Annotated in this window: 15 protein-coding genes; 11 read left to right on the plus strand and 4 right to left on the minus strand. The window is 69.2% G+C overall.

Annotated elements, in window-relative coordinates; translation table 11 throughout:
* Nucleotides 1-48 precede the first annotated feature (48 nt).
* From OH802_RS23390 to tuf, 5 genes are all read left to right on the plus strand, one after another.
* The gene (locus OH802_RS23390) at nt 49-543 is read left to right on the plus strand and encodes a beta-class carbonic anhydrase (RefSeq protein ID WP_406022594.1); all 495 of its coding nucleotides are present in this window, start codon (nt 49-51) and stop codon (nt 541-543) included.
* Between the two features lie 80 nt (nt 544-623).
* Nucleotides 624-1,409, plus strand: a complete 786-nt coding sequence (locus OH802_RS23395) for an ABC transporter ATP-binding protein (RefSeq protein WP_406022596.1) — start codon at nt 624-626, stop codon at nt 1,407-1,409.
* A gap of 241 nt (nt 1,410-1,650) precedes the next feature.
* A complete protein-coding gene (locus OH802_RS23400; protein WP_406022598.1) occupies nt 1,651-4,260 on the plus strand; it encodes an ABC transporter permease in 2,610 nt (869 codons plus the stop codon).
* A gap of 10 nt (nt 4,261-4,270) precedes the next feature.
* Nucleotides 4,271-6,535: an FdhF/YdeP family oxidoreductase gene (locus OH802_RS23405; RefSeq protein ID WP_406022600.1), complete on the plus strand. Its 2,265-nt coding sequence runs from the start codon at nt 4,271-4,273 to the stop codon at nt 6,533-6,535.
* Between the two features lie 281 nt (nt 6,536-6,816).
* Complete coding sequence (tuf, locus tag OH802_RS23410) at nt 6,817-8,004, plus strand: elongation factor Tu (protein WP_406022602.1); 1,188 nt, start codon at nt 6,817-6,819, stop codon at nt 8,002-8,004.
* 57 nt (nt 8,005-8,061) lie between these two features.
* Here tuf and OH802_RS23415 read toward each other — a convergent pair whose 3' ends face one another.
* Both OH802_RS23415 and OH802_RS23420 read right to left on the minus strand, forming a co-directional pair.
* Complete coding sequence (locus OH802_RS23415) at nt 8,062-8,514, minus strand: PaaI family thioesterase (RefSeq protein ID WP_355018477.1); 453 nt, start codon at nt 8,512-8,514, stop codon at nt 8,062-8,064.
* A gap of 25 nt (nt 8,515-8,539) precedes the next feature.
* A complete protein-coding gene (locus tag OH802_RS23420) occupies nt 8,540-9,487 on the minus strand; it encodes an NAD-dependent epimerase/dehydratase family protein (protein ID WP_406022604.1) in 948 nt (315 codons plus the stop codon).
* An 82-nt stretch (nt 9,488-9,569) separates the two neighbouring features.
* On the opposite strand from OH802_RS23420, the gene OH802_RS23425 reads away from it, so the two are divergent.
* Nucleotides 9,570-10,466 carry an RNA polymerase sigma-70 factor gene (locus OH802_RS23425; RefSeq protein WP_406022607.1) on the plus strand — a complete coding sequence of 299 codons (897 nt, stop codon included), beginning with the start codon at nt 9,570-9,572 and terminating at the stop codon, nt 10,464-10,466.
* 12 nt (nt 10,467-10,478) lie between these two features.
* Here the strand turns inward: OH802_RS23425 and OH802_RS23430 are convergent, their stop codons facing one another.
* Together OH802_RS23430 and OH802_RS23435 are read right to left on the minus strand one after the other, a co-directional pair.
* Nucleotides 10,479-10,901, minus strand: a complete 423-nt coding sequence (locus tag OH802_RS23430) for a hypothetical protein (protein WP_160024247.1) — start codon at nt 10,899-10,901, stop codon at nt 10,479-10,481.
* 4 nt (nt 10,902-10,905) lie between these two features.
* Nucleotides 10,906-12,891 carry a type IIA DNA topoisomerase subunit B gene (locus OH802_RS23435; protein ID WP_406022609.1) on the minus strand — a complete coding sequence of 662 codons (1,986 nt, stop codon included), beginning with the start codon at nt 12,889-12,891 and terminating at the stop codon, nt 10,906-10,908.
* Between the two features lie 452 nt (nt 12,892-13,343).
* Here OH802_RS23435 and OH802_RS23440 point away from each other — a divergent pair, with 452 nt between their 5' ends.
* The 5 genes from OH802_RS23440 (at nt 13,344) to OH802_RS23460 (ending at nt 16,995) form a co-directional block, all read left to right on the plus strand.
* The gene (locus OH802_RS23440; RefSeq protein ID WP_040756289.1) at nt 13,344-13,550 is read left to right on the plus strand and encodes a hypothetical protein; all 207 of its coding nucleotides are present in this window, start codon (nt 13,344-13,346) and stop codon (nt 13,548-13,550) included.
* 87 nt (nt 13,551-13,637) lie between these two features.
* A complete protein-coding gene (locus OH802_RS23445) occupies nt 13,638-14,126 on the plus strand; it encodes a DUF456 domain-containing protein (RefSeq protein WP_406022612.1) in 489 nt (162 codons plus the stop codon).
* A gap of 195 nt (nt 14,127-14,321) precedes the next feature.
* On the plus strand, nt 14,322-15,098 hold the full coding sequence (locus OH802_RS23450) for an ABC transporter ATP-binding protein (RefSeq protein WP_406029385.1): 777 nt from the start codon (nt 14,322-14,324) through the stop codon (nt 15,096-15,098).
* Complete coding sequence (locus tag OH802_RS23455; protein WP_406022614.1) at nt 15,095-15,952, plus strand: ABC transporter permease; 858 nt, start codon at nt 15,095-15,097, stop codon at nt 15,950-15,952. Before OH802_RS23450 ends, OH802_RS23455 begins: the two co-directional genes overlap by 4 nt.
* 35 nt (nt 15,953-15,987) lie before the next feature.
* Nucleotides 15,988-16,995, plus strand: a complete 1,008-nt coding sequence (locus OH802_RS23460) for an ABC transporter substrate-binding protein (RefSeq protein ID WP_406022616.1) — start codon at nt 15,988-15,990, stop codon at nt 16,993-16,995.
* Nucleotides 16,996-17,059 lie beyond the last annotated feature (64 nt).

Raw genomic sequence — 17,059 nt, forward strand, 5'->3', positions numbered from 1 at the left:
TCTGAAACAGCGCGCGGACGGCCCGCGGATATCGGCTACCTTGACGTCATGGCCGATTTCGATGACCTGCTTGCCGCGAACCAGACCTACGCCGAGACGTTCGACACCGGCGGCTTCGACGGCGTCGCCCACGCCGGAGTAGCGATCGTGACCTGCATGGACTCCCGCATCGAGCCGCTGGCCATGCTGGGCCTGAGCCTCGGGGACGCCAAGATCTTCCGCAACCCGGGCGGCCGGGTGACCCCGCAGGCGATGGAGGCACTCGTGCTCGGCGTGCACCTCCTCAACGTCAAGCGCATCCTGATCGTGCCCCACACCCGCTGTGCGGTCGCTTCCAACACCGAGGCCGAGCTGCGCGCCAAGCTCGCCGAGTCCGCCGGTCAGGACGCGTCCTGGCTCCACCTGCACGTCGTCGACGACCAGGTCCGCGCGCTCGCCGAGGACGTCGCCAAGGTCCGCTCGCACCCGTTCGTCCCCGAGGACGTCAAGGTCGGCGGGTTCATCTACGACGTCGACACCGGGCTGCTCAACCAGAAGGTCTGAATCCACGACCCCGCGAAGCGGGGCGAGATCTACCTCTGAATTGGCATGCGCCCCAACCACCTGTAGGCAAGAGTTGAGGCGTGAGCCTCACAGAACCGGCACAGCGTGAGATCGCCGCCCAGGCGATCGACCTGCACAAGACCTACGGCAAGGGCGCCGCAGAGGTCCGCGCGCTCGACGGCGTGAGCCTGGATCTCTACGCGGGGCAGTTCACCGCGATCATGGGTCCTTCGGGCTCGGGCAAGTCGACGCTGATGCACTGCCTGGCCGCGCTCGACAAGCCCACGACGGGCGAGGTGGTCGTCGGCGGTCGCAAGCTCGGCAAGATGCGCGACCGCCGCCTCACCTCGCTGCGGCGCGACAAGATCGGGTTCGTCTTCCAGGCGTTCAACCTGGTGCCGACGCTGACCGCGCAGGAGAACATCCTGCTGCCGCTCTCGCTGGCCCGGAAGAAGCCGGACCCGGGGTGGTTCGACCAGGTCATCGACACGGTCGACCTGCGGCCGCGGCTCTCCCACAAGCCGAGCGAGCTCTCCGGTGGACAACAGCAGCGCGTCGCCTGTGCCCGGGCGCTGGTCTCCAAGCCCGACATCGTCTTCGCCGACGAGCCGACCGGCAACCTCGACTCCACCTCTGCCGCCCAGGTGCTCGACTTCCTGCGCCACAGCGTCGACGACCTGGGCCAGACCATCGTCATGGTCTCCCACGACCCGGTCGCCGCCTCCTACTGCGATCGGGTGATCTTCCTGGCCGACGGCCGCGTCGTCGACGAGCTGGCCAAGCCGAGCCGCGAGGAGATCCTGGCCCACATGGCCGACCTGCAGGCGCGGGCGATGGGCCTGGCTCCGATCGGCGAAGGCGCCTGAGGGTGAACGAGCGTCAGCGAGTGAACCAAACAATCGGCACGCCGCCACGTCTGTACTCTGGCGCTTGCGCAACGGCGACGACCGGAGCGAGATCGAGCGGCGAGACGACCGGAGCGAGGTCGAGCGGCGAGCTTGCTCGTCCGTTCGCGCCGAGCGAGGGAGTAACCGCGCGCAGCGCGGAGCTTGCTCGTCCGCTCGTGCCGAGCGAGGGAGTGACCCCGCGAAGCGGGGAGGTGGCAGCGTGCTCCGGCTGACACTGCGCAACCTCGCCGCGCACAAGGTGCGCCTGCTCATGTCGACGCTCGCAATCGTCCTGGGCGTGGCGTTCCTGGCCGGCGTACTCACCTTCTCGCACGGGCTCGACCGCACCTTCTCCGGGATCATCAACGGCTCCACGCCCGACGGACAGGTACGCCCGACCAACAGCGCCAGCTCGGCCGAGGCCAGCCGCCCCGGCAGTGGCGGCGCGGCCACGCTGGAACCGGCGGCCATCGAGGAGCTGCGTACGCTGCCGGAGGTCGCCCGCGCCGACGGCGTCGTCCAGGGCGCCGGCCTCTATGTGCTCGACACCGACGACAAGCTGGTCAGCAGCTCGGGTGCGCCGACGCTGGCGTTCAACCACACCGGAACCCCCAACCTGCTCGGCGAGCCGTCGCTCGAGCTCATCCGAGGGAGCTGGCCGACCGGGGACAAGGAGCTCGTCCTCGACGAGGCGACCGCGGAGAAGGCCGGCTACCAGGTGGGAGACTCCGTCACCCTGATCGCACCCCAGGGCGAGACCCGCCGCAAGGTCACCCTCACCGGCACCGCCTCCTTCAACGGCGGTGGCACCGCGGGCGCGCAGCTGCTGATCTTCAGCACCGCAGGCGCCCAGAGTCTGTTCACCGACGGCAAGGACGTCTACTCCGGGATCTCGTTGACGGCCGCCCCCGGGGTCTCCCAGAAGGAGCTCGTCGAGGCCGCGGAGACGGTGGTCCCGAAGGGTTTCGAGGCCGTCACCGGCGACAAGATGGTCGAGGAGTCCGAGGACGCGATCGGCGAGTTCCTCGACGTGATCTCGGTCTTCCTGATCGTCTTCGCGGTGATCGCGGTCATCGTCGGCGCCTTCATCATCGTCAACACCTTCTCGATCCTGATCGCGCAGCGCTCCCGCCAGCTGGCGCTGCTGCGCGCCCTGGGGGCCTCCCGCCGCCAGGTCACCACCTCGGTGCTCTTCGAGGCGCTGGTGATGTCGCTGATCGCGGCCACCATCGGCGTCCTCGCCGGCTGGGGGCTAGCCCACGGCCTGGCCGCCGCCTTCCGCCAGGCGGGGCTGGAGATCGCCTCCGACGTCCTCGTCCTCACCCCGCGCACCATCTGGATCTCCTACGCCGTGGGCGTCTGCGTCACGCTCGCAGCGGCCCTGCTCCCCTCCCGCCGGGCCGGAAAGGTCCCGCCGGTGGCGGCGATGCGCGAGGACACCCAGCCTCCGGCCAGATCCACCATCCTGCGTACGTCGGTGGGGCTCGTGCTGCTGGCCGCCGGGCTCGCGATCGCTGCGGTGCCACGGATCGGGGTCCCGGAGATCAGTCTTCCCGGCGGGTTCGACGTGCCGACGAGCCCGGCGCTGTGGGTGGGTGTCGGAGCCGGGATCTCGATCCTCTCGGTGGCCTGGATCAGCGCGTTCCTGGGCCGCCCGGTGCTGGCGGCGCTGCGTACGGTCTCGGGGGCGCTCTTCGGGATGACCGGCAAGCTGGCCGGCCAGAACGCGATGCGCGACCCACGGCGCACCGGCGCCACCGCGTCGGCGCTGATGATCGGCCTGGCGCTGGTCTCCCTGATCGGCGTGCTCGCCGCCTCGATGAACGCCTCGATCTCCGACGTGGTCGAGGAGCAGTTCAAGCCCGACCTGGTCGTGCAGAGCCCGACCTTCACCCCGTTCCCGACCTCGATCGGCGACGAGATGGAGAAGGTGGAGGGCGTCGCGACCGTCTCCCGTTCCCAGATCGCCCAGGCCGTCGTCGGCAAGGTGGACCTGCAGAACCCGAAGAAGAACGAGGTCGCGTTCCTCTTCGGCGTCGACGAGCACCTGCCACAGGTCTATGACCTCGACGTGCTCGAGGGCAGCGAGGACGTCAAGCCCGGCCAGGTGCTGGTCACCGACGAGGCCGCGAAGGAGCACAAGTGGCAGCTCGGTGACCGCATCGACCTCACCTTCGTCAGCGGCCGCCAGCAGCGACCGCAGATCAGCGGGATCATCGCCCGGACCCAGGTCACCGGCGACATCACGGTGCGCATCGAGGACCTCGTCGCGGCCAAGGTGCCGCGCGAGGACGCCTCGCTGAGCATCATGCTCGCCCGCGGAGCCGACCCGGCCGTCGTCCACGACCGTCTCGACAAGCTCGTCGAGGACCAGCCGGTGGTCGCGGTGCAGGACAAGGACGAGTTCGCCGAGTCGATCAAGGGGCAGGTCAACCAGCTGCTCTACATGATCTACGGCCTGCTCGCGCTGGCGATCGTGATCGCCGTGATCGGCATCGTCAACACCCTCGGCCTCAGCGTCATCGAGCGCACCCGCGAGATCGGGCTGCTGCGCGCCATCGGTCTCTCCCGCAGCCAGCTGCGCCGGATGATCACCCTGGAGTCGGTGACGATCGCGGTGCTCGGCGCGGTCCTCGGGCTCGCCCTCGGGGTGCTCTTCGGGGTGCTGCTGCGCGACGCGCTGCGCGAAGACCTCACCAGCCTGTGGGTGCCGCTCGACCAGCTGGCCGTCTTCATGGCGATCGCGGTGGTCGTCGGCGTCCTGGCCGCGCTCCTCCCGGCCATCCGCGCCGGGAGGGAAGACGTCCTCAAGGCCATCGCCTCGGAGTAGTGTGCCTCGGGTGAGCACCGAGCACTCCGTAGACCTGCCCGAACCCACCCTCCGCGTCACCGAGCCGGAGACGGCCGCGGTCGGACTCCCCGGGGTGGCCCACTCGATGGAGTACGCGCTGCGCGAGATGGGCCCCAAGCGCAGCCTGCAGACGCTGCTCAAGGTCAACCAGGTCGGGGGCTTCGACTGCCCCTCGTGCGCCTGGCCGGACCCCGACCACCGCAAGGCGGCGGAGTTCTGCGAGAACGGCGCCAAGGCGGTGGCGTGGGAGGCGACCCGCAAGCGGGTCGAACGCGACTTCTTCGCGGCCAACTCGATCGCCTCGCTCAACGAGCGCGACGACCACTGGCTGGAGTCGCAGGGCCGGCTGACCGAGCCGATGTACGTCGCCCCCGGCGAGACCCACTACTCCCCCATCACCTGGTCCGACGCGATCTCGCTGATCGCCGACCGCATGCGGGCGACCGACCCCGACCGTTCGGTCTTCTACACCTCCGGCCGCGCGTCCAACGAGGCCGCGTTCGCCTACCAGCTGCTCGCCCGCCAGCTCGGCACCAACAACCTGCCCGACTGCTCCAACATGTGCCACGAGTCCAGCGGCACCGCGCTCGGTGAGGTCATCGGCATCGGCAAGGGCACGGTCACCTACGACGATCTCGCCGAACACTCCGATCTGATCTTCGTGGTCGGCCAGAACCCCGGCACCAACCACCCGCGGATGCTGACCGCGCTCGAGTCCGCCAAGGAGAACGGCGCCAAGGTCGTCTCGATCAACCCGCTGCGCGAGGCCGGAATGGGGCGGTTCCGCAACCCCCAGACCGTACGCGGCGTCACCGGCGTCGGCACCCAGCTCGCCGACGTCCACGTGCCCGTGCAGGTCAACGGCGACCTGGCGCTGTTCGCCGGGATCAACAAGCTGCTCGTCGAGCGCGACGCCATCGCGCACCCCTTCATCGAGGAGCACACCGACGGCTTCGAGGTCGCGGCGCAGGCGTGGGCAGCCATGGAGTGGGATGAGATCACCCGGCTCAGCGGCATCTCCCGCGAGGAGATCGAGTCCCTGACCGACCTGGTCGAGTCCCGCGAGCGTGTCATCGTGTGCTGGGCGATGGGACTGACCCAGCACAAGAACTCGGTCGCCACGATCCGCGAGATCGCCTCGTTCCTGCTGCTGCGTGGCAACATCGGCAAGCCCGGCGCGGGCGCCTGCCCGGTCCGCGGCCACTCCAACGTCCAGGGCGACCGCACGATGGGCATCTGGGAGAAGCCGCCGGCGTGGTTCCTCGACGCGGTCGGTGCCGAGTTCGGCATCAAGCCGCCGCGTGAGGACGGTTTCGACGTGGTCGCCGCCATCGAGGCGATGCGCGACGGCGCCGTCGACGTCTTCCTCGCCCTGGGCGGCAACTTCGCCGCCGCGACCCCCGACACCGCCGTCACCACGGCCGCGCTGGCCAACGTCGGCCTCACCGTCCAGATCTCGACCAAGCTCAACCGCAGCCACCTCCACCACGGCCGCGAGAGCCTGATCCTCCCCTGCCTGGGCCGCACCGAGCGCGACCAGACCGGCGGCCGCGAGCAGTACGTCACCGTCGAGGACTCGATGGGCATGGTCCACGCCTCCTACGGCCGGCTGCTACCCGGTTCGAAGGAGCTGCGCAGCGAGGTCGGCATCGTCTGCGCCATCGGCGAGGCGCTGTTCGGCTCGGACCAGGGCGTCGACTGGGCCACGATGGGCTCGGACTACTCCCGGATCCGCTGGCACATCTCCGCGGTGATCCCCGGGTTCGAGGACTTCGAGACCCGGCTGAAGGCACCCGGCGGCTTCGCCCTGCCCAACGGTCCCCGCGACTCGCGCAGCTTCAACACCGCGACCGGCCGGGCCCTGGTCACCGCCAACCCGCTGACCGCGGTCTCGGCTCCCCCGGGCCACCTGCTGCTGCAGACGCTGCGCTCCCACGACCAGTTCAACACCACGGTCTACGGCTACAACGACCGCTACCGCGGCATCAAGGGCGGGCGCCACGTCGTCTTCGTCAACCCCGAAGACCTCAGCGAGCTCGGCATCGCCGACGGCGACACCGTCGACATCGTCTCGGTCTGGACCGACGGCGAGCGCCGCGCCGAGGGCTTCCGCGTGGTCGCGTACGCCACCCCGCGCGGCTCCGCCGCGGCGTACTTCCCGGAGACGAACGTCCTCATCCCGCTCGACTCCTACGCCGACGGCAGCCGCACCCCGACCTCGAAGTCGGTCGTCGTACGCCTGGAGACGCGCTAGCCGGGAATTACATTGCTGGTGTCCGTGTTGGCACCTAACGTGATCAACATGTTCCGCGTGGTTTCCGAGCACCACCTGTCAGGCATGAGCCTGACGGGCGCTCCCACGTGGGCACCGTCAGTCGATTGCACCGGCGCGCGAAGCTGACCCTCCTCCTGCTCTGCAGGACCCGCGGAGGAGGGTGGCCCGCACCGGCCCCCTCACCGCGGTGACAGCGCTGTGAGGGCTTGCCGGAGGGTCCTGGCTCACCCCGAAATCTTCTGACTGACGAAGGAACTCTCATGGCCAAGGGCCAGTTCGTGCGGACCAAGCCGCACCTCAACATCGGGACGATGGGTCACGTCGACCACGGCAAGACCACCCTGACCGCCGCGATCACCAAGGTGCTCGCGGAGCGCGACCCGAGCGTGAACCGCTTCATCGCCTTCGACGGCATCGACCGTGCGCCGGAGGAGCTGCAGCGCGGGATCACGATCAACATCTCGCACGTCGAGTACGAGACCGCCACCCGGCACTACGCGCACGTCGACATGCCCGGGCACGCCGACTACGTGAAGAACATGATCACCGGCGCCGCCCAGGTGGACGCCGCGATCCTGGTCGTCTCCGCGCAGGACGGCGCCATGCCGCAGACGCGCGAGCACGTGCTGCTCGCGCGCCGGGTGGGCGTGCCGTACCTGGTGGTGGCGCTCAACAAGGCCGACACCGTCGACGACCCCGAGCTGCTCGACCTGGTCGAGCTGGAGGTCCGTGACCTCCTCTCGGAGTACGGGTTCCCCGGCGACGACGTACCTGTCGTCCGGGTCTCCGGGCTGAAGGCGCTGGAGGGCGACCCGGAGTGGACCGCCGCGATCGGTGACCTGCTGGACGCGATCGACGGCTACGTGCCGGTGCCGGAGCGTGAGCTCGGCGAGCCGTTCCTGATGCCGATCGAGAACGTGGTCACCATCACCGGCCGCGGCACGGTGGTCACCGGTGCCGTCGAGCGCGGGTCGCTGAAGGTCGGCGACGCGGTCGAGGTCGTGGGCCTCGGCGCGACGATCACCAGCACGGCGATCGGCCTCGAGACGTTCGGCAAGTCGCTGGAGTCCGCGGACGCGGGCGACAACGCGGCGGTGCTGCTGCGTGGCGTCAAGCGCGACGAGGTCCGTCGCGGCCAGGTGGTGGCGCTGCCGGGCAGCGTACGGCCGCACCGGAAGTTCCGGGCGAACCTGCACGCGCTGTCCACTGCCGAGGGTGGCCGGCACACCCCGTTCGCCGCGGACTACCGGCCGCAGTTCTACTTCCGGACCACTGACGTGCCCGGCGGGATCGACCTGGGTGAGATCGCCCTGGTCATGCCTGGCGACACGATCGAGCTCGGAGTGGAGCTGGAGAAGCCGATCGCGATGAACGTCGGACTCGGCTTCGCGGTCCGCGAAGGCGGTCACACCGTCGCCGCCGGCACGGTGACCGAGCTGCTCGACTAGCTCGACCGAGAAATACGGAACGGCCCTCACCTGGTGGGGGCCGTTCCCTCAATCTTCTCAGTCGCGGGGGCGCCAGCGCTTCCACAGCGCCTCGCCCTCGGCGCGGACCTTCCCGTCCCACTCCAGCCGCACCAGCGAGGTGATCTGGTCCTCGCTGGCGTCCTTGGTGGCGGCGACGAGCGTGACCGGCTCCCTGAGCGGAGCCGGCCGCCGGTAGCGTACGTCGATCCCGGCCGTGACGTAGGCCAGCGACTCCCCCTCGGCAGGCATCCAGCCGTTGAGGAAGGCCTCCTGGTGCACCGCGGCGGCGCTGTGGCAGTCGAGCACGGTCGCGATGATCCCGCCGTTGAGGAACCCGCCGCCGTTGTCGTGCTGCGGCCACGGCTGGAAGGTCGCGGTCACGCTCCCGTCCAGCTGCGGATAGCTCTTCAGCTGGAGCCCCTGGGCGTTGGCAGGCCCACACCCGAAGCAGGTCATCGTCGGCCACCACTCGTCCTGCAACGCGATCATCTTCACCGCGCCACCATAACCACGATCAGCCGATCCCGGTCCGGAAGCCCTCGCGCCAGGTGGCGTACGACGGCGTCCAGCCGAGCTCCCGCTTCGCCTTGGCGTTCGAGGAGCCTCGCACCGAGGTCATCAGCGCGACCCCGAACTCGCCGAGCAGCGGCCGGGCGAGCCAGGCCGGCAGTCGCATCGGGTTCTTGCCGCCGACCTCCTCGGCCAGGAGCGGGATCCACTGGTTCACCGGAGCCGGCTCGTCGTCGACGATGTTGTAGATGCCCGGCGCGCCCCGGTCGAGGGCCGCGACGGTCGCGGAGGCGACGTCGTCGATGTGGACGAACGACCACACCCCGGTGCCGCCGCCGACCACCGGCATCTTGCCCTTGCGCAGCATCTCGCCGAGCGCGCCCTCACGGGAGGTGGCGTTGCCGGGGCCGTAGAAGTTGCCGTAGCGGAGCACGACGCCTTCGAGGTCGGTCGCCGCGGTGACCGCGGACTCCAGGTGACGGATCGCCGCCAGGGTGCCTCGCGCCTCCTTGCCGGGGTCGTCGATGAGCGGGTCGGTCTCGTCCTTGACCCAGCCGCCGGTGCGCTCGTGGGTCCAGCCGCCGCCGAAGCTCTGCGCGATGAACCGCCGCACCCCGGCTGCCCGGGCCGCCGCCAGCAGGTGGTCGGTGCCCTCGGTACGCAACCGGTTGGTCATCGCGAAGTCCTGGTCCCACTTCTTCAGGTTGCCGCTGAGGCTGCCCAGCGCGGTGAGCTGGTGCACGACGACCTCGGGCTCGGCCTTGGCGACGGCGTCGTGGACGCTCTGCGCGTCCAGCGGGTCCATCACGATCCCGGTCGCGCCCATGGCAGCCAGGGTCTCGAGCCCCGCGTCGTGCCGGGTCGAGCCGTAGACCTCGTGTCCGGCGGCCACCAGGAGCGGCACCATCCGGACTCCGACCGCACCGGTTCCGCCTGCGATGAAGATACGCATCGTTCTGTTCCTTTCGTCGTTGTTGACCCCACCGACGAAACAACCTGCGCTCCTGTGACAGCTGGCGTAAGGTCCTGCACTCGTGGACCTCGCAAGCGCTCATGACGGGCTTCGCCCGCTGATGTTCTCGATCGCCTACCGGATGCTCGGCAGCGTCGCCGAGGCGGAGGACATCGTGCAGGAGGCGTTCCTGCGGATGCACCGCAGCGACGAAGAGGTCGACAACCTCGATGCGTACGCCACCACGGTCACCACCCGGATCGCCATCGACACCCTGCGCTCGGCCCGCCACCGCCGTGAGCAGTACGTCGGCCCGTGGCTGCCCGAGCCGATCCTGATCTCCGACGAGGACCCGAGCCACCGCCTCGAGCTCGACGAGACCGTCAGCACCGCGTTCCTGGTGCTGCTGGAGTCGCTCACCCCGGTCGAGCGCGCGGTGTTCGTGCTGCGTGAGGTGCTGGGCTACGACTACGAGGACATCGCCCCCGTCGTCGACAAGAGCGCGACCAACTGCCGCCAGATCTTCACCCGTGCCCGCAAGCGGATCGCCGACGGCACGCCGCGGTTCGAGCCCTCACGCGAGCGCCGCGACCAGCTCGCCTCGCAGTTCGTCGCCGCCCTGTCCGCGAGCGACATCGCTGGCCTCGAGCGGCTGCTCGCCGACGACGTCGTGTTCGTCGCCGACGGCGGCGGCCGGGCTCCGGCCATCCAGAAGCCGATGCTCGGCGCCGTCGCCGTCGCCCGCTTCCTGCTCGGGCTCATGCGTCAGGGCGAGCGCTTCGGCGTACGCCTGGAGCTCTCCCACGCCAACGGTCAGCCGGCGATGCTCACCCGTGGTGCCGACGGCGCCCTGCTGGGCGTCATCGCCCTCGACGTCGACGGCGGCCGGATCGTACGCATGCACAACGTCCTCAACCCCGACAAGCTCGGCCACCTGGGTGAGGTCGGCGACCTCTTCGCCCTGCTGGCGGAGCGCTGACCGTCCGGGCCTCTACCCGTCCAGAAACGTACGCAGCGACTGGTCGACCAACGGCCGCCCCAGCGTTCCCTCCGCCAGCGCGTCGCGCAGCGCGGTGACCGAGTCGAGATCGGCGACGAGCGTCACCAGCTCGTCGACCTCCTCACCGATCTCGGCGGGGGTGGTGGCCGCGACCGGCCGGTCGAGCAGCAGCGGGCAGTCGACCGGACCGCCCTCCGGCTCCGGATGGCCGAGGGCGGCGACCCAGCAGCCGATCTCGTAGCGCAGCGGCGCGCTCGGCCCGGCGCCCTGGGCGCGCAGGTCGACGTACCAGACGATGTCGTCGCTCTTGGGGTCGCCGAGCCGGTGATGGCCCTTGCGCAGCGGCATGCCGCCCGTCTTGAACGCCTTGGTCGCCGCTGTCCGGGCTGCCTTCTGGTCCATCGCTGAGGTCACGGCCCTAGAAGTCGAGGTCGGTCTCGGAGAGCTGACCGCCTCCGGCGACGATGAACTCCTTGCGCGGAGCGACGTCGGAGCCCATCAGCAGGTCGAAGACCGCCGCGGCCGCGTCGGCATCGTCCAGCGTCAGCCGGCGAAGCGTCCGGTGGCGCGGGTCCATGGTGGTCTCGGCCAGCTGGTCGGCGTCCATCTCACCCAGACCCTTGTAGCGCTGCACCGGGTCCTTCCAGGTGACGTTCTTCTTCTTCAGCTCGGCGAGCTTCCGCTGCAGCTCCGGGTCTGAGTAGGTGTAGATGTACTTGTCCATCCCCTTCTTGGGGTTGGAGATCTCGATCCGGTGCAGCGGCGGGACCGCGGTGTAGACCTTGCCGGCGGCGATCAGCTCGGGCATGTACTTGAAGAACAGGGTCGCCAGCAGCGTACGGATGTGGGCGCCGTCGGAGTCGGCGTCGGCCATGAAGATGATCTTGCCGTAGCGCGCCGCGTCCAGGTCGAAGCCGCGACCGGTGCCCGTCCCGACCACCTGGATGATCGAGGAACACTCGGTGTTCTTCAGCATGTCGCCGACCGAGGCCTTCTGGACGTTGAGGATCTTGCCGCGGATCGGCAGCAGCGCCTGGAACTCCGAGTTGCGGGCCACCTTGGCGGTGCCGAGCGCGGAGTCACCCTCGACGATGAACAGCTCGGCCCGATCGTCGGTGGTGCGGCAGTCGGCGAGCTTGGAGGGCAGCGCGGAGGACTCCAGCGCGTTCTTGCGCCGCTGGTTCTCCTTCTGCTGACGCAGCGAGAGCCGGGTCTTGGAGGCGGAGTAGACCTTCTCCATCACCAGCTTGGCCTGCTGCTTCTGCGCCCCGCGCGACTCGGTGAGGAACGTCTTCATCTCCGCGGCGACGACCTTGCGCACCACGCTGCGAGCGGCCGGGGTGCCGAGGATCTCCTTGGTCTGGCCCTCGAACTGCGGCTCGGCCAGGCGCACCGTCACCACCGAGGTCAGCCCCTCGAGGATGTCCTCCTTGACGATGTCCTTGTCGTTGACCTTGAGCACCTTGGCGGCGCGCATGGCGTCGTTGAACGTCTTGGTCAGCGCGTTCTCGAAGCCGCTGACGTGGGTGCCGCCCTTCGGGGTGGCGATCACGTTGACGAAGGAGCGGATCTCGGTGTCGTAGCCGCTGCCCCACCGCACCGCGATGTCGACGCCGAGCTCACGCTCGACGTCCTGCGGCGTCATGTGGCCGGCGTCGTCGAGCATCGGCACGGTCTCGGTGAAGGTGTCCGAACCCTGCAGGCGAAGTACGCCGCTGACCGGCTCGTCCTTGGCCAGGAAGTCGACGAACTCGGCGATGCCGCCGTCGTGGCGGAACTTCTCCTCGACCGGGTCCTCGCCGGACTGGTCGCGGATGACCAGCTCGAGCCCAGGGACGATGAAGCTCGTCTGCCGGGCCCGGCCGAGCAGCCCCTCGAGCTCGAAACGGGCGTCCTTGGTGAAGATCTGCCGGTCTGGCCAGAACCTGACTCTGGTGCCGGTCTTGCCCTTGGCGACCCGCTTGCCCTTGCGGGTCAGGCCGCTCTGCGGCGTGAAGGCGGCCGTCGGGCCGTCGCCGTCGAACACGCCGGGCACACCACGGCGGAACGACATCCCCTGCTGGGCCGGCGAGCGGTCCACGTCGATGTCCATGCGGCTCGAGAGCGCGTTGACGACCGAGAGGCCGACGCCGTGCAGACCACCGGTCGCGTTGTAGGAGCCACCACCGAACTTGCCGCCCGCGTGCAGCTTGGTCGCGACCACCTCGACGCCCGGCAGCCCGGTGCGGGGCTCCTTGTCGGTCGGGATGCCACGACCGTCGTCGTAGACCTCCACCGAGCCGTCGGGGTGCATCGTCACCTCGACGTGACCAGCGACACCTGCCAGCGCCTCGTCGACGCCGTTGTCGATGATCTCCCACAGGCAGTGCATGAGGCCGCGGGTATCGGTCGAGCCGATGTACATACCGGGACGCTTGCGCACCGCCTCCAAGCCCTCGAGGACGAGGAGGTGCGCGGCGTTGTAGGTGTTGTCAGAGATGATCGGCTCCTGCGTAACTGCGTTGTTCCCGGGTACTGCGTGGGGGTGTTTCTCGGATGAAATCTACCGTGCGACACGCCCGGGTCTCACGCAGGCACGCGGCAACCGGCCCACGCGCCATCGGGCGGCACATGTACGTCGTGATCGGTCCGTTACGTGGAACTTGCGGGTTTCGATGCACGAAATGGTCGGTCGACAGGTAAGAATGTCTGTCACGGACAGCGATGTCCCGCGGGGTAGGTCCGACCCGGATCCCCAACCCGGAGCGACAACTGCAAGGATTAGAGGTGCGACCGCGGTAAGAGTCCAGGCTAGGGAATCTTCCAGGACTCACGTACGTTATCCCGGCGCAATCATGATTCAGAAATGAGGCCGATGTGACCACTGCCGTTGCCACCAGCTCGCCGCTCACGTCCGAGGACCGTTGCGACCGGTGCGGAGCGCAGGCCTACGTACGCGCGGAGCTCCACTCCGGCGGCGAACTGCTGTTCTGCGCCCACCACGCCCGCGAGCACGGTGAGAAGCTCAAGGAGATCGCGAGCTCGATCACCGACGAGACACACAAGCTCACCGAGAAGAACTGACCCCACCCACCGACTCCCCGAAGGCCCGGACCACGACGGTCCGGGCCTTCGGCGTCTGTGGGGTACCACGGGGCTAGGGTTCGCTCCGTGAGTCTCGTCGAAGTTCTCGTCGCGCTGGTCATCGCCTTCGGCATCGCCGGCATCATCGTCCCTGTCCTCCCCGGCGGCGCGCTGCTCGTCGCCGCCGCGATCCTCGGCTGGGCCATCTGGCTGGGAGAGTCCACCGGGTGGGTGATCTTCGGCATCTCGGCCGCCTTCATCGCCATCGGGCTGATCACCAAGTACGCCATTCCCGGCAAGCACCTCAAGGACTCCGGGATGCCGCTGTCGACCCAGATCGTCGGCGCGATCCTGGCCATCATCGGCTTCTTCGTGATCCCCGTCGTCGGTCTCTTCGTCGGCTTCCCCGTCGGCGTCTTCCTCGCCGAGCTCCGTCGCCACGGCGGCGACGCGCGCGTCGCCTGGGCCTCCACCTGGACCGCCCTCAAGGCGATGGGCCTGTTCATCCTGATCGACGCCACCGCCGCCACCCTCGCCACCATCACCTGGGTCGTGGGGGTCGTCATCACGCCGTAGCCGCGGGCGGGATACCCGGTTAACCGGGTATCCCTGCACTTCTCAGGTGTTGCATTGCCCGAGAAGTGCAGGAAACACCCGAGAAGTCCGACCCCTGGGCCGCTCCGGCCAGCACTTCTCCAGGTCGCTATAGTCGAGTGACTTAGTTTTCTAAGTCGACTCTGACGACCACATCCCTGGAGGCCTTCCGTGTCCATGCTCGAGGTCAGCGACGTACGCCTCGGCTATCTCGTCGACGGTGAGCCGCACCTCGCCGTCGGCGGGGTCTCGTTCTCCGTCCCGCGTGGATCGACGACGATGCTGCTCGGTCCGTCGGGCTGCGGGAAGTCGACCATCCTGAAGGCCGCGGCCGGGTTCCTACGCCCCTGGTCCGGCACGATCACCGTCTCCGGCCGCACCTCGATCGCCACCCCGGGGCCCGACCGGGCGGTCGTCTTCCAGGAGTTCGACCAGCTCTTCCCGTGGCGCACCGTGCGGGGCAACCTGGAGTTCCCGCTGCGCGCCAACGGACGCACCCGCGAGCAGGCCCGGGAGCGAGCCGACCGCTGGCTGACGACGATGGGGCTCGACCAGGCCGGGGCGCGCTATCCGCACCAGCTCTCGGGCGGCATGAAGCAGCGGGTCGCGATCGCCCGCGCGCTGGCGCTCGAACCCGACGTACTCCTCATGGACGAGCCGTTCGGCGCCCTCGACGCCCAGACCCGTGATCGCCTCCAGCGCGAGCTCAAAGAGGTAGCCGCCGAGACCGGAATCACCGTCCTCTTCGTCACCCACAGCATCGCCGAGGCGGTCTACGTCGGCGACCAGGTCGTCGTCCTCTCGACGCCCCCGTCGCACGTCGTGGACACGCTCGACGTACGCGGCCTCGACGACCCCACCGATCCGGCCTTCGTCGCCGCCCAGACCCGCCTGCGGTCCCTGCTCGCCGGCGACGGGACCGACGGGTCCGGCGAGAGCGAGGCGGCAGCATGACCCAGACCGCTCCCCCGCCCACCGCCTCCCGGACCGCTGCCGACCTGCCCGGCGACCTGCAGAGGAGACTGCCCCGCTGGGGCGACATCCCCACCGCCGTACGCCGCGGCCTCCTGCTCCTCGTCCTGCTGCTCGCCTGGGACCTCGGTGTCAGGTTCGGCGGAGTCAGCCCGCTCGTGCTCGTCGGGCCGCTCGACGTCGCGCAGGCGATGGTCGAGGGCGTACGCAGCGGAGCTCTGGTCGACTCGACCTTGCTGACCCTGCGCATCCTCGGCCAGGCGCTTGTCATCGGGATCGTGGCCGCCGCCGTGCTGACCACGCTCGCCACCTGGACGAAGATCGGCGAGGACCTTCTGGTCCTGCTCACCTCGATGCTCAACCCGCTCCCGGCGGTCGCGATCCTGCCGCTGGCGATGCTGTGGTTCGGCATCAACACCACGGCTCTGATCGTGGTGATCGCCAACGCGGTGATCTGGCCGATCGCGATCAACGTGAGCCAGGGCTTCCGCACGGCCAATCCCACCGTGGTCGCGGTCGGGCGCAACATCGGGCTGCGCGGCGTACGCCTGGTCTGGTACGTCCTCGTCCCCGCCGCCCTCCCCCACACCGTCTCCGGCCTGAAGAGCGCCTGGGCCTTCGGCTGGCGCACGATCATCGCCGCCGAACTGGTCTTCGGCGTCGCCGGTGAGGGCGGCGGTCTGGGCTACTTCATCAACAACGCCAAGACCTACCTGCACATCGCCGATGCCTTCGCCGGCCTGGTCACCATCGCGCTGATCGGGATCCTCTTCGACCTCGTCTTCAGCTGGCTCGAGCGCCGCACCGTCGTGCGCTGGGGCATGAAGACCGCCTGACACTCTCCGCCAACCCCACGTCAAGGAGCTCCACCATGTCCTATCGAGGTTCCCGTCGAGGATCGCGTCGAGGCGTACGCAGCCTGGCCGCAGTCTTCGCCGCCACCCTGCTCACCGGCGTACTCACCGCCTGCGGCGCCGGCGCGGACGACGGACCGGCCGACACGATCACGATCGGCTACCAGCCCGGCCTCGGGTACGCGACCCTGCTGGTCATCAAGGAGCAGAAGACGCTCGAGAAGGCGCTGCCCGACACCGAGATCAAGTGGCAGGAGCTCGACTCCGGCGGGGCGCTGCGCGACGCGGTCATCGCCGGCGACGTCCAGGTCGCCTCGATGGGCGCCTCGCCGTTCCTGGTCGGTGTCGATGCCGGCGTCGGCTGGAAGACGGTCGCCGCGATGAACCAGATGAACCTCCAGCTCATGGTCACCGACCCCGCGATCAAGTCGCTGAAGGACCTGCCGAAGGACGCCAAGATCGCCATGCCGGCGCCCGACTCGATCCAGTCGCTGCCGCTGCGCAAGGCCGCCGGCGAGCAGCTCGGCGACCCGCATGCCCTGGACAAGAACATCGTCGGCATGGGCCACCCCGACGGCCTCCAGGCGCTCGTCTCCGGCCAGATAGCCGGCCACCTCACCGCCCCGCCGTTCGTCGCGCAGGAGGCCGAGGCCGGCGCCCACCCGATCCTGAAGAGCTACGACCTCTTCGGTCGCACCACCTTCAACGCGATCTACGCCAAGCCCGACTTCCTCGACGCCAACCCCGACTTCACCAAGGCCTTCTACGCGGCCCTGAAGGAGTCCAACGCCCTGCTGAGCGACGACCCTGCCCAGGCCGCGGAGATCCTCTCCGCCGAGTCCGAGGGCGAGCTCACCGCCGCCGAGGTCAAGACCCAGATCACCGATCCCGACGTCACCTGGTCCCTGACCCCCACCGGCTTCGGCGAGTTCGCCGACTTCATGGAGTCGGTCGAGATGATCAAGAAGGCCCCGGCCACAGAGGACATCTACGTCGACAACGAGTTCAACACCGACGCCAGCTGACCCCTCCCCGCCGAATCGGTAGTTCTGGCGGCCGAGAAGGTAGTTGTGGGCGACGAAACTCTGG

It is taken from the genome of Nocardioides sp. NBC_00850 (genome assembly GCF_045207335.1).
Classification (GTDB): Bacteria; Actinomycetota; Actinomycetes; order Propionibacteriales; family Nocardioidaceae; genus Nocardioides.